The following is a 13,181-nucleotide window of genomic DNA, read 5'->3' on the forward strand; positions in this document are numbered from 1 at the left end:
TCCCGGTCCGACACAAACGTGGTCCAAACCGCCACACCCAATTTTCCGCCCAGTGAGGTATTTGCAATGGTCCAACTGACGCTCCCCAAGAACAGCCGTATCACCACCGGAAAGACCTGGCCGAAGCCGGAGGGTGCGACCAACGTCCGCAAGTTCCAGATCTATCGCTGGACCCCGGATGATGGTCAGAACCCGCGCGTGGACACGTATTTTCTTGATATGGACAAATGCGGCCCGATGATTCTCGATGCGCTGATCAAGATCAAGAACGAGATCGATCCGACGCTGACATTCCGGCGGTCCTGTCGCGAAGGGATATGCGGGTCTTGCGCGATGAACATCGACGGGATCAATACTCTGGCTTGCATCTACGGACTGGACGAGGTCAAGGGCGATGTCAAAATCTATCCGCTGCCGCATATGCCGGTGGTCAGGGACCTGATCCCCGATCTGACGCATTTTTATGCCCAGCATGCAAGCATCATGCCGTGGCTCGAAACCAAGACCAACCGCCCGGCGAAAGAGTGGAAACAGTCGATTGAGGACCGCAAGAAGCTGGACGGCCTCTATGAATGCGTGATGTGCGCATCGTGCTCGACATCCTGCCCGTCCTACTGGTGGAATGGCGACCGCTATCTCGGGCCCGCAGCGCTTCTGCACGCCTATCGCTGGATCATCGACAGTCGTGACGAGGCGACAGGCGAGCGGCTGGACGAGTTGGAAGACCCTTACAAGCTGTATCGGTGCCACACGATCATGAACTGTGCCAAGACCTGTCCAAAGGGGCTGAACCCGGCCAAGGCGATTGCCGAGATCAAGCACATGATGGTGGAACGCTCGGTCTAGCGGCGATCGCCCGGCGTTTACCACGACACTCAAACAATGCTAGGCTGCCCTAATCCGGGAGGGTCCAGCATGGCTTCTTGCGTCACCATTCTTGTCGGCACCACAAAGGGGGCGTTCCTGTTGACGGGCATGCCCGGTGGCTTGGAATGGTCCGTTTCAGGCCCTCATTGCGACGGCTGGTCGATCAATCATGTGATTGGCGATCCGGCGACGGGTACGATCTGGGCCGGTGGCGGTGGTGATTGGACCGGCGCAGGGGTGTGGCGCTCGGACAATGGCGGTGCCGACTGGGTGCTTTCGAAACTTTCGCCCGGCCAGATCGACGAATGGGCCGCGAACGACCCCGATACGGCAGCATTTCTCAACTGGGAACCGGTGGAGTCGCCGTTTGACGCCGACATGAAGGCGGTCTGGGCGCTGCACCACGCGCATGGCACGCTCTATGCGGGCACAAATCCCGCGAGCTTGCTGGCAAGCGGTGACAGCGGCATCACTTGGGCAAGTGTTGACGCGCTGTCCGAACATCCGTCGCGAGAGACATGGAATCCCGGTGCGGCCGGACTTGTCATGCACACCATCGTCAGTGATCCCGATAGCCCTGAGAAACTCTGGACCGGCATCAGCGCCGCCGGCGTCTTTGCCACAGAGGATGGGGGTGTCAGCTGGGATCGACGCAACCGGCTTTCGAACGCCGAAGCCTGTGCGGACCATCATCACCCGGCTGCCCCGCGCGACGGTGAGATCGGCCATTGTGTGCACAATATGGTGCGCGCGCCGGGCGCAGACCTGCTGTACCAGCAGAACCACCATGGTGTGTGGAAGTCCGGAGATGGTGGGCGCACATGGGCGGACATCACGGCTGGCTTGCCATCGACGTTCGGCTTTCCCATCGCTGTCCATCCGCGAGATCAGAACACGATCTGGGTTCTGCCGCTCAACAGTGATGCCGGAGGGCGCTATCCTCCCAACGCCTCGGCAGCCGTGTGGAAATCGGAGGACGGCGGAGAAAGCTGGGCTGCACAACAAGATGGTCTGCCGATCGAAAACTGCTATTTTACGGTACTCCGGCAAGCGATGGCGACGGATCGAGGCGACCCGACTGGTGTCTATTTCGGTACGAATACAGGCTCGGTGTTTGCCAGCGCCGATGAGGGCGAAAGCTGGACAGAGATCGCGCGACATCTGCCGACGGTCCTGTCGGTTGAAACGCTTGAGCGCTCAAGTTGATCGCAGACCTGTAAACATGGTTGTCCTGCTCCTCCTCCTGATCGGGGTTGCCGCCTATTTTTTCTGGCGTTCGCAGACATCGACGTTGACGCGGCAATGCCGGTGGCGCGCCGACCGGACGGTGGCCGAGGACTACTATCATTGTCTCGCCTGCGGCGGTCAGATCAGGACAGGCGATGATCATGCGCCACGTGCATGTGTGGCCCGTATGCCACGAGACTCTTCCTGATCAAGCGCTGCAAAAGAAATTTCATGTTGCTGCATTTTCCCTCTTGCCAGGAATCACATTTGGTCCGATATGCGGCTTCAAGACGCCAACGCACGCGCCTCTGTCCCAAGGGCCAACCCCCCATGGTTACGTAGCGACGGTAACGTCTCTGAATGGAAGTGAGCGGTCATATATGGCCGGGTCTATTGGAGATGACCATGAACGCTATCGTAACCGACTTGTCGGCCGTCGCCCGTATTGCGCCTGCTGCCTATCCCGCAACTCGCATCGAGTCGTTCCTGAAAACCACCCGGTTTGATCGGCCCACCCTTGTCCTGGATATCGAGGCCGTTGCCCGTCAGTACCGCGCACTCAAGGCCGGCTTGGGCCGTGCACACATCCACTATGCGGTCAAAGCCAACCCGCAGCGCGAGATCATTGAGGCTCTGGTGAACCTGGGTTCGGGCTTTGATGCGGCCAGCCGTGCGGAAATCGAACTGTGCCTCAGCCAGGGCGCCGACCCCGATCACATCTCGTTTGGCAATACCGTCAAGCGCGCTTCCGACATTGTCTTTGCCCACCACGCCGGTGTGTCGCTGTTTGCTGCCGATGCCGAGGAAGAACTGGAGAAAATCGCGGAGTTCGCTCCAAACAGCCGGGTTTACATCCGCCTGATTGTCGATGCGTCCGAAGCCGACTGGCCGCTGTCGCGCAAATTCGGCTGTGCCCGTGAGAAGGCGATCAAGCTGCTGGACATGGCGGTTGACCTCGGCCTGTCTCCGGTGGGCTTTTCGTTCCATGTTGGCAGCCAGACCCGGCGCGCCGATATGTGGACCGCGACGTTGGATCAGGTTGCGCAAATCTGGCGCGACGCAAAGGCGGCAGGTCACGACCTGAGCCTGTTGAACATCGGCGGTGGTTTCCCGGCCTTCTACGGCGAAGAGATCGAAGCACCGACGCCATATGCGGCAAAGGTGATCGACCTGATCGCCGCCCGCTTTGGCGACGTGCCGCAGATCATGGCGGAACCTGGCCGCGGGATGGTGGCCGAGGCTGGCATGATTGCCGCTGAAGTCCTGCTGGTCTCGAAGAAATCGGACAGCGACATGTTCCGCTGGGTGTATCTGGACATCGGCAAGTTCTCGGGCCTGGCCGAGACCATGGACGAAGCCATCCGATACCAGTTCGTGACCGACCGTGACCACGAGGAGACAGGCCCTTGTATTCTTGCCGGCCCGTCCTGCGACAGCGCCGATGTGCTCTATGAAAAGCGTCCCGTGTCGCTGCCGGTCGGGCTGCGTTCAGGCGACCGGTTCATCATTCGCAACTGTGGTGCCTATACATCGACATACGCGTCGATCGGTTTTAACGGCTTTCCGCCACTCGACGTTGTGGTGATCTGAACTCCGAGGGGGAGGAGCAGGGCGGGCGCTTTCCCTGCCCCGACTTCTGGCGCACTCTCTGGGTGTTCGACAACCGGAGTGCGCCAGATGCCGTTTGACCCCCCCGCCGATGCCGAGGCCCGCCGCGCCGTGGCACCGGTGATCTGCTATCCGCCTGACACACTGCCGGCACCCGATCTGGCGCTATACCTGGCCACGCGGGCCAGGGCTATCAAGGCGGCCGAGATTCTGGTGCCGCCGCGTGAAGCGGCCTGTTTCAGCGTTCCAGCCGGGCATTTCTTTCGCATCAGTTCGGTTGAGGGCCCGCAGGTCGGGGACCTGAACCTGTGGCATGCGTCCACGCTTGACGAGCGGTTCTATTCTGGCAAGACCCGCGCGCTGCACGGTACGCATCTGACCACGGGCCAGAGAATGTGGAGCAGCTTTCCGCATTTGCGTCCGATGGCGACAATCGTGGCCGATACGCTGGACTGGTATGGCAAGGACCGCTTTGGCGGATCGGTGCATGACGTGATCGGAACGCGCTGTGATCCCTATACCGGCAACCTGCTGGCTGGTGGCCAGTATCATCATTGCTGTCACTCCAACCTCACCCGCGCGCTCGCGGATCAGACCGGGATGTCGCTGGCCGAAGCAGAACCCTATGTGCATGACGTGCTGAACGTGTTCATGTGCACCGGATTTACCCGTGACACCGGGCAATACTTCATGAAGGCAAGCCCCGTGCGACCGGGTGATTATCTCGAGTTCTTTGCCGAGATCGACCTGTTGGGGGCCCTCAGCGCCTGTCCGGGCGGAGATTGCAGCACCGAGCATTCGAGCGATGCCGCGCCGTGCTATCCGCTGCTGATCGAGACATTCGCGCCTGATGCCACCGAGTTGAACGGGTGGCAAAGCCCCGCACTCAACAGATATGACGGCAGCCACGGGCGCTGATTTGATAGAGATCTGGCGCTGGTTTGGTCAGGCAAAGGCCGCGGTGAGGGCGATTTCGACCATGTCGCCAAAGCTGGTTTCGCGCTGATCCGAGGGAAGTGCCTCGCCGGTGATGAGGTGATCAGAAACGGTCAAAACCGCCAGCGCGCGCCGATTGTAGCGAGCGGCCAAGGTATAGAGTTCGGCGGCCTCCATCTCGACGCCGAGAATGCCGTGGCGCACCATCTGTTCATTCAGATCAGGGCGTTCGTCGTAAAATACATCCGAGGAATAGATTCCGCCGATATGCGTCTGTGTTGCCTTGTTCGCCGCAGCGTCTGATGCCGCCCGCAACAGGGACCAATCCGCACAGGGTGCAAAGGACAGTTCCTTGAAGATGCCACGAGAGGGGGTGGTCAGGGTGCTTGCGGTCATCGCAAGGATCACATCCCGTACCGCCACATGATCCTGCATGCCCCCGCAGGAGCCGATCCGTATCAATGTTTTGGCGTCATAGTCGCGAATCAGCTCGTTCACGTAAATGGACAGCGATGGCATACCCATACCGCTGCCCTGAATAGTAACCCGGTGCCCGTTCCAGAGCCCGGTAAACCCCAGCATGCCACGCACATCGTTGACCAATTCGACGTCGCGCAAAAACGTTTCCGCAGCCCATCTTGCGCGATAGGGGTCTCCCGGTAACAATACGGTTTCCGCAATCGTTCCGGGCTTTGCGCCGATATGAATTGTCATGCTGGGGCTTGCCTGACTCAGATTTCCAAATCAGTGATATCCGTGCCCTTTGCGAGGGCATCGTGAATCCATTGAGGTTTGCGCCCGCGACCGGACCAGGTTTGTTTCGGATCGTCGGGATTGCGGTATTTCGCCTTGGTCTTTGGGACTTTGGCTGATTTGCGTTTGACGACATCGTCCGACAATTCGCTTAGTTCGAAGCCGTATTCAGCCGCGGCCCGTTCTGCTGCTTCCAATGCATCTTTGCGCTCGCGCTTTTCGGCGTTCTTTATTGCTTTCTCGACATCCTTGCCGAGCTGCCTCAGCTCTTTTCGCGACATCAATTCAAGATCTATCGTCATACGTTTCTCCCTGTGAACGTATATGACGCGGATTGGCGTCATATATTGACACATTAGCGGTCATTGCGACGCGCTTCAGCGCCAAAATCGATATTGGATCGATTATTTTCTATTGCGCAGCAATTGCTGCGGGATCCACGAGCGCCACGATGTCCGTCATGATTGCATTTAGCTCGAAATCCTTGGGAGTATATACCTTTGAAACGCCCATCTTTTGCAACCTTAGAGAATCTTCGTCAGGTATGATTCCGCCTACGATCACGGGAATGTGTGCGAGTCCAGCCGCCTGCATCTTGGTGATGACGTCTTCGACCAATGGAATATGGCTGCCTGAGAGAATCGAGAGACCGACAACATGTGCGTCAGTTGCCTGAACCGAAGCAACGATTTCCTCTGGTGTGAGACGAATTCCGTCATATGAGATATCCATGCCGCAATCCCGAGCGCGGAACGCGATTTGTTCGGCACCGTTGGAGTGTCCATCCAAACCGGGCTTGCCGACCAGAAATTTCAGGCGCCGCCCCAACCGGTCACTGACGGCATTCACAGCCTCGCGAATATCGTCCAGCCCTTCGGTCTTGTTCGAAGGCGAGCCTGAAACCCCCGTGGGGCCGCGATAGGTGCCAAAGACCTGACGCATCTGCTTTGCCCATTCACCCGTGGTGGCGCCGGCCTTGGCGGCCGCAATCGACGGTTCCATGACATTTGCACCGTTCGAGGCGGCCTCACGCAGGGCTGTCAGTGCTGCTTTGACGGCATTTTCATCACGTTCGGCCCGCCACGCATTCAGCCGGTTGATCTGATCCTGTTCGACGGCTGGGTCGACGACCATGATGCCGCCGTCTTCACTCATCAAAGGGGAAGGTTCGGTCGTGGTGAACTTGTTCACGCCGACAACCGTGGTTTCACCGGCTTCGATCCGGTTCAGACGCTCGGCATTGGATTCCACGAGCCGGGATTTCATGTATTCGATGGAGGAAATAGCACCGCCCATGCTATCGAGATTGGCAAGTTCCGCGCGGGCTCCGTCTTTGAGTTCTTCGACCTTGGCATCGACGACCGGGTTCTTGTCGAACAGATCGCCATATTCCAACAGGTCGGTCTCAAATGCGAGAATTTGCTGCATCCGCATTGACCATTGCTGATCCCAGGGGCGGGGCAGGCCAAGCGCTTCGTTCCACGCCGGCAGTTGCACAGCGCGGGCCCGCGCATTCTTGGACAGGGTCACGGCCAGCATCTCGATCAGGATACGATAGACGTTGTTTTCCGGTTGCTGTTCGGTTAGGCCGAGCGAATTGACCTGAACGCCATACCGAAATCTGCGCATCTTGGCGTCGGCAACTCCATAGCGATGTTCGCAAATTTCATCCCAAAGATCGACAAATGCCCGCATTTTGCACATTTCAGTAACGAATCGAATTCCCGCGTTCACAAAGAACGAGATTCGTCCGACAAGCGCAGGAAAATCCTCGGCAGGTACACGGGGCTGCAATTCATCCAGCACGGCAATCGCGGTGGCCAACGCAAAGGCCAATTCCTGTTCTGGCGTCGCACCGGCCTCTTGCAGGTGATAGGAACACACGTTCATCGGGTTCCATTTGGGCACGTTGGCATAGCAATATTCGGCCACATCCGCGATCATCTTGAGCGATGGCTTGGGCGGGCAGACATAGGTTCCCCGGCTGAGATACTCCTTGATGAGATCATTCTGCACGGTGCCTTGCAGCTTGCTGATATCCGCGCCTTGTTCTTCTGCGGCGGCGATGTAGAGCGCCAGGAGCCAGGGGGCCGTGGCGTTGATCGTCATAGAGGTGTTCATCTGTTCCAGAGGGATCTGGTCGAACAGCGTGCGCATGTCGCCCAGATGGCAGACGGGAACGCCAACTTTGCCGACTTCGCCGCGTGCCAGCGTATCGTCGCTGTCGTATCCTGTTTGCGTTGGCAGGTCGAACGCGACAGAGAGCCCGGTCTGTCCTTTCGCAAGGTTGCTGCGATACAGCGCGTTGCTTGCATGTGCCGTCGAGTGGCCGGCATATGTCCGGATCAGCCAGGGGCGGTCTTTTTGCGTCATGTCGGGCCTCGATGTTGCTCGAAGAAATTTTATTGCGTATCGGCTTTCTAAACAGAAATTTTCGACCGTTGTCAATTCGCTGCATTGCGGCAAAGATGCTTAGCTTGCAAGGGCGCGCTGCATCCGGGTGCTGGTCCGAAAATGCAACAGATACCGCAATAGCCCAACGTCTTCCTTGCTGATTTCCACAAACCCTTGCCGTTCATAAAGTGCGCGTGCGCGCGGATTGCTGTCGATGACGTCAAGCCGGACTTTGGACATTCGCAGATGTCGCGCCGTATCCACGATCGCGCTCAGCAGGGCGGTTCCTACTCCGCGTCCGCGCGCTTCTTTGGAAACGAATATCCCGTCCATCAAGAGCACACCGTCTTCTATGTCACGTTCGAGCAGTTCAAGAATTGGGCCGCGCCACAGCGCGCCAACCCAGCCATAGCTGGCGGCCAGATCGGAGAAGCCACCGCCGAGCAGGGATCCTTCCGCTGTCTTGAACCCGGCCATGCCGAGCAGATTTCCGTTGCGATCACGTGCAGCCAGCGCAAATTCCGGATCAAGGTTGGATGTGATGAACTCGAGCGCCCGCGCCTCTGGCCACATGATGCGCCCGAGTTTGCCGCGAAAGGCCTGCCAAAATAGCAGCGCCGCCAGTTCGCGTTCGTGGGGGTGGAACCCGGGTGCGACTTCGATATGGGTGATGTGATGGTCCGTCGTCATGAAAGAGATATTTACCTTGCGGGTGCGACTTGCAAGGATCAGCCATGACTACAAGTATCGAACTACCGCTCTGGTTGCTGCTGCTGATCCTTGGATTTGCCGCGATCGCGGCGCTGGACAAGGTAATGATCCCGTCCGTGCGCTGGTTTTTCCGTCGCAGGCTGGAGCGTGCGGTCGCGCGGCTGAATACGCGGCTGGAGCGCCCGATTCAACCGTTCAAACTGGCGCGGCGGCGCGACATGATCCAGCGGCTGATCTATGATCCGCAGGTCAGTCAGGCTGTTGTCGATCACGCACGTGCGAAAGGGGTGCCAGAGAGTGTCGCCTTTGAAGAGGCCAGCCGATACGCTCGGGAGATCGTCCCCTCGTTTTCGGCCTCGGCCTATTTTGGCTTCGCAATTCGTGCTGCCCGAATCCTGTCGAATGCGCTCTATCGTGTCAGGCTCGGGCACCATGACGAAGCCGCGCTCAGCGAGATTGATCCAGAGGCGACGGTCGTTTTCGTGATGAACCATCGAAGCAACATGGACTACGTGCTCGTCACCTATCTGGCGGCGGAAAGATCGGCGCTGTCCTATGCGGTTGGGGAATGGGCGCAGGTCTGGCCGCTGAGTGGTCTGATCCGGGCCATGGGGGCCTATTTCATTCGACGGAAATCCCGCAATGAGCTGTATCGCAAGGTCCTGGCACGTTACGTCAGGCTCGCGACTGATGCTGGGGTTACACAGGCCATGTTTCCGGAAGGCGGGCTGAGCCAGTCCGGCGCGTTGATGCCGCCAAAGCTGGGTCTGCTGAAGTATATTGTTGATGATTTCGACCCAGAGGGGCGGGATGTGGTCTTTGTTCCGGTTGCGCTGAATTATGATCGGGTCCTGGAGGACCGCATCCTGGTTGCCGCGGCGCATGATCCAAAAGGGCGTTTCAATGCGCGGATCGGGGTGGTTGCGGCGAAGTCCGTCAAACAATTGTGGCTGCGCCTGATCGGGCGCTATCATCGGTTCGGCTATGCGGCCGTCAGTTTTGGCGAGCCCTTGTCGCTGCGCACGCTGCATGGCCAGGTCACGGGGGATGCGACTGTTCCGCTGGCCCGCATGCTGATCGCAGAGATCGGGGCGATCGTTCCCATGTTGCCCGTGCCAATCGTTTCATGGCTGCTGATCGAACGGGGGCCAATGACCCGTGCAGACGTCGAAATTGCTTTCGGAGCCATTCTGAGGAAATACCCCGAAGCGCATGTGCATCTGCCGAGAGACAACCGCGATTATGGTGCGGAGGTTGGTTTGCGCAATTTGCTGGAGCGCAAGATCCTGAAACTCGAAGGCGACGCGTACCATGTGGTGCCTGATCAGGTCGAGATCGTGAAGTACTATGCCAACTCCATTCGCCATCTCATGGTCGAGCGGGCGCCCCTCGATTCTGCGCAAGCAAAGGAAGATGCTGCAACTGCAGGGTCATAAAATTACAAAATCAACGCAATTGGTGTTGCAATATTACGCGACGCTTCCTATTCCCTTTTCCATACGCGATTCTGCATTGCGGCAAACAACAGAAGACAGGAGGCCTTCATGGCTCTGGACACCAACAGCGACATTGCCCCCTACGAGGCACCAGAGAAAGATCTCTATGAGGTCGGCGAGATCCCACCCTTGGGCTACGTGCCAAAACAGATGTATGCTTGGGCGATCCGCAAGGAACGTCACGGCGAACCGGACACTGCGATGCTGCAAGAGGTGCTGGACGTGCCTGCGCTGGACAGCCACGATGTCCTGGTTCTGGTGATGGCGGCTGGCGTGAATTACAACGGCGTCTGGGCCGCTCTGGGCAAACCGATCAGCCCGTTTGATGGGCACAAGCAGCCCTATCATATTGCAGGGTCGGATGCGTCGGGCATCGTCTGGGCGGTGGGTGACAAGGTGACCCGCTGGAAGATCGGCGACGAGGTCGTGATTCACTGTAACCAGGATGATGGCGACGACGAGGAATGCAACGGTGGCGATCCGATGTTCTCGACGAGCCAGCGCATCTGGGGATACGAGACACCTGACGGATCGTTCAGCCAGTTCACCCGCGTGCAGTCGCAGCAGTTGATGCCCCGACCCAAGCACCTGACATGGGAAGAAAGCGCCTGCTACACTCTCACGCTCGCAACGGCCTACCGGATGCTGTTCGGACATCACCCGCATGAGCTGAAGCCGGGACAGAACGTGCTGGTCTGGGGCGCCTCCGGCGGATTGGGCTCCTACGCGATCCAGTTGATCAACACGGCAGGGGCCAACGCGATCGGCGTGATTTCGGATGAGGACAAGCGCGAATTCGTGATGGACCTTGGGGCAAAGGGCGTCATCAACCGCAAGGACTTCAATTGCTGGGGCCAGATGCCCACCGTGAACACCCCCGAGTATGGTGAATGGTTCAAGGAAGCGCGCAAGTTCGGCGCAGCGATCTGGGCCATTACCGGCAAGGGCAACAACGTGGATATCGTGTTTGAGCATCCCGGCGAGGCGACTTTCCCGGTTTCAACATTTGTCTGCAAGAAGGGCGGCATGGTTGTGATCTGTGCGGGGACGACCGGCTTTAACCTGACGTTTGACGTGCGATATGTCTGGATGCACCAGAAGCGCCTCCAGGGCAGCCACTTTGCACACCTCAAGCAGGCGAGCGCCGCAAACAATCTGATGCTGGAGCGGCGGTTGGACCCCTGCATGTCCGAAGTGTTCAACTGGGGAGACCTGCCCGAAGCGCACATGAAAATGATGCGCAATGAGCACAAGCCCGGCAACATGTCTGTTCTGGTCCAGTCGCCGGTGACCGGCCTGCGGACGCTTGAAGAGGTACTGGACGCAGGCAAGTAGTCTACAGCGTATCCAAATAGAAAACAGTAACACCCGCGAATCGCTCTTTGGTGACGCGGGTGTTTTGCGTTCGAAGAGCAGAAATTAGAAATCAGAGACTTAGAAAATGCGCCCTCGCTATTTTGGGGGGGTCGAAAGCTGCGAATTTCCTAACAAACGCACGAATGGTAGTCTTACGTTAATTGTTCGTTAACCACTGCGGAGCGACTCTCATGACGCACAACGACTGGATACTGGACGTATTGGCTGACCTCAAATCATTTGCTTCGGCAAATGGGCTGGGGGCCCTTGCGGAGCAACTGGATGACACCACGCTTATCGCAGCTGCCGAGATTTCGTCCCAAAAAGAAGAGGCGCGTTCTCAACTAAATGGTGAACCGAGTCAATCTGGATCAAGTGCTGGAGGAATTGGACGCCACCAGCGCGCTTGAAGAACTTCAGGGTATCATCGAGGCCTTGCGCGACGCGTTTCTCGTCGATCACATGGTCTATCACTGGGTCGATAGCGCCGGAGATCAATACGGCTGCGGAACCTATTCGAATGAATGGAGAGAGCGTTGGGTGTCCCAAAACTACCAACGCGTCGATCCGGTTATCCTCGGGTGTTTTCAGCGGTTTCACCCAGTAGACTGGAAGCGGCTGGACTGGTCAAGCAAGGCCGCAAGGCAATTCATGATCGAAGCCCAGGAATACGGGGTGGGAAACCAGGGGTTTTCTATCCCGATCCGAGGACCAAACGGCCAGTTTGCCTTGTTTTCGGTCAGTCACAGTTGTGATGACGCCACCTGGGCACAATTCACAGAGGATAACAGCCGCGATCTCATCCTGATCGCGCATTTCTTCAATCGAAAGGCATTGGAATTCGAGCCCGGCCGGCAACCGGAAAGCTCCCGAGCGCTGTCCCCGCGCGAAGTGGATGCAATGACATTGCTGGCCATGGGCTACAGTCGGGCGCAGACTGCCGAGACGCTGTCGATCTCGGAACACACGCTCAGGGTCTATATTGAGAGTGCCCGCTTCAAGCTCGGTGCGCTCAACACAACGCACGCAGTTGCCCGCGCGATGAGCCGTGGGTTGATTGTGGTGTGAAGCGGAAGAACGACGCGATGACCTGACGTTAACCACTCTTGTCGTAAGCCTGAAATCAGCCAGGACGACAAGGGGACACGATCATGCTGCGCTATATCTATGCAACCGACCTCCATAACTTTCCCAAATTGCGTCGAACAATGTTTCGCGATCGGGCCGACCAGTTCAAGACCCGGCTGGGATGGGACGTGAACGTTGACCGCAACGGGTACGAGATGGATGACTATGACAGGCTGAACCCGCTCTACGTCATTTGGGAGCAACCGGATGGCAGCCACGGAGGCTCGATGCGGTTTCTTCCGACGACCGGGCGGGTCATGGTCAACGATGTATTTGGCCACCTGACGGGCGACACACAGGTCTCGAGCCCGCTAATCTGGGAATGCACCCGTTTCTGCCTGTCACGGACCGCCGGCAGCCATGTTGCGGCGGCCCTGATGCTGGCGGGGGGCGAGATCATGACCGGTTTTGGCATTCGCCACTTCGTCGGTGTCTTCGACGCCCGCATGGTGCGCATCTATCGCCTTATCGGATCTTCGCCCGAAGTGCTGGGCAGTACCGGCGAGGGGCTCGAAAAGATCAGCGTTGGACTCTGGGAGTTTTCCGACAAAGCCAAAGCACAGATCGCCCGGCGATCCGGCATTTCCGAGGAATTGTCGCGGTTGTGGTTTGATCGGGCGTTTGGGCCAGCCGAGCACCGCCAGATGGCTCTTTCAGCCTGAGCAATTTCGCACGATCCATCTGGTGAAGCCATTCCCGCGGCTG

The 13,181-nt window shown here is 58.3% G+C and carries 13 protein-coding genes; 9 read left to right on the plus strand and 4 right to left on the minus strand.

Going from position 1 to position 13,181, the window contains the following annotated elements:
* The first annotated feature begins 66 nt into the window (after nt 1-66).
* From QO231_RS18635 to QO231_RS18650, 4 genes are all read left to right on the plus strand, one after another.
* Nucleotides 67-846 (plus strand): succinate dehydrogenase iron-sulfur subunit, encoded by a 780-nt coding sequence (locus QO231_RS18635; protein WP_316779888.1) that lies wholly within the window; start codon nt 67-69, stop codon nt 844-846.
* A gap of 69 nt (nt 847-915) precedes the next feature.
* Nucleotides 916-2,073, plus strand: coding sequence for a WD40/YVTN/BNR-like repeat-containing protein (locus QO231_RS18640; protein WP_316779890.1), 1,158 nt, complete (start codon nt 916-918; stop codon nt 2,071-2,073).
* Between the two features lie 426 nt (nt 2,074-2,499).
* Nucleotides 2,500-3,684: a type III PLP-dependent enzyme gene (locus QO231_RS18645; protein ID WP_316779892.1), complete on the plus strand. Its 1,185-nt coding sequence runs from the start codon at nt 2,500-2,502 to the stop codon at nt 3,682-3,684.
* 87 nt (nt 3,685-3,771) lie between these two features.
* On the plus strand, nt 3,772-4,620 hold the full coding sequence (locus QO231_RS18650) for an urea carboxylase-associated family protein (protein WP_316779894.1): 849 nt from the start codon (nt 3,772-3,774) through the stop codon (nt 4,618-4,620).
* A 27-nt stretch (nt 4,621-4,647) separates the two neighbouring features.
* Here the strand turns inward: QO231_RS18650 and deoD are convergent, their stop codons facing one another.
* The 4 genes from deoD to QO231_RS18670 all read right to left on the minus strand — a co-directional run bounded on the left by deoD (nt 4,648) and on the right by QO231_RS18670 (nt 8,475).
* A complete protein-coding gene (deoD, locus tag QO231_RS18655) occupies nt 4,648-5,352 on the minus strand; it encodes a purine-nucleoside phosphorylase (protein WP_316779895.1) in 705 nt (234 codons plus the stop codon).
* 17 nt (nt 5,353-5,369) lie between these two features.
* Nucleotides 5,370-5,693: an H-NS histone family protein gene (locus QO231_RS18660; RefSeq protein ID WP_316780082.1), complete on the minus strand. Its 324-nt coding sequence runs from the start codon at nt 5,691-5,693 to the stop codon at nt 5,370-5,372.
* A 109-nt stretch (nt 5,694-5,802) separates the two neighbouring features.
* Nucleotides 5,803-7,764 carry a protein meaA gene (locus tag QO231_RS18665; protein WP_316779897.1) on the minus strand — a complete coding sequence of 654 codons (1,962 nt, stop codon included), beginning with the start codon at nt 7,762-7,764 and terminating at the stop codon, nt 5,803-5,805.
* Nucleotides 7,765-7,863: 99 nt separating this feature from the next.
* On the minus strand, nt 7,864-8,475 hold the full coding sequence (locus QO231_RS18670; RefSeq protein ID WP_316779901.1) for a GNAT family N-acetyltransferase: 612 nt from the start codon (nt 8,473-8,475) through the stop codon (nt 7,864-7,866).
* Between the two features lie 44 nt (nt 8,476-8,519).
* Here QO231_RS18670 and QO231_RS18675 point away from each other — a divergent pair, with 44 nt between their 5' ends.
* From QO231_RS18675 to QO231_RS18695, 5 genes are all read left to right on the plus strand, one after another.
* The gene (locus QO231_RS18675; RefSeq protein WP_316779904.1) at nt 8,520-9,932 is read left to right on the plus strand and encodes a 1-acyl-sn-glycerol-3-phosphate acyltransferase; all 1,413 of its coding nucleotides are present in this window, start codon (nt 8,520-8,522) and stop codon (nt 9,930-9,932) included.
* Nucleotides 9,933-10,040: 108 nt separating this feature from the next.
* Complete coding sequence (gene ccrA, locus QO231_RS18680; RefSeq protein WP_316779907.1) at nt 10,041-11,327, plus strand: crotonyl-CoA carboxylase/reductase; 1,287 nt, start codon at nt 10,041-10,043, stop codon at nt 11,325-11,327.
* 212 nt (nt 11,328-11,539) lie between these two features.
* On the plus strand, nt 11,540-11,758 hold the full coding sequence (locus tag QO231_RS18685; RefSeq protein WP_316779910.1) for a hypothetical protein: 219 nt from the start codon (nt 11,540-11,542) through the stop codon (nt 11,756-11,758).
* On the plus strand, nt 11,697-12,416 hold the full coding sequence (locus tag QO231_RS18690) for a helix-turn-helix transcriptional regulator (protein WP_316779912.1): 720 nt from the start codon (nt 11,697-11,699) through the stop codon (nt 12,414-12,416). Before QO231_RS18685 ends, QO231_RS18690 begins: the two co-directional genes overlap by 62 nt.
* 83 nt (nt 12,417-12,499) lie before the next feature.
* On the plus strand, nt 12,500-13,138 hold the full coding sequence (locus tag QO231_RS18695) for an acyl-homoserine-lactone synthase (protein ID WP_316779913.1): 639 nt from the start codon (nt 12,500-12,502) through the stop codon (nt 13,136-13,138).
* Nucleotides 13,139-13,181: the final 43 nt, after the last annotated feature.

The sequence above is a fragment of the Sedimentitalea todarodis genome, from assembly GCF_032595355.1.
Classification (GTDB): Bacteria; Pseudomonadota; Alphaproteobacteria; order Rhodobacterales; family Rhodobacteraceae; genus Sedimentitalea; species Sedimentitalea todarodis.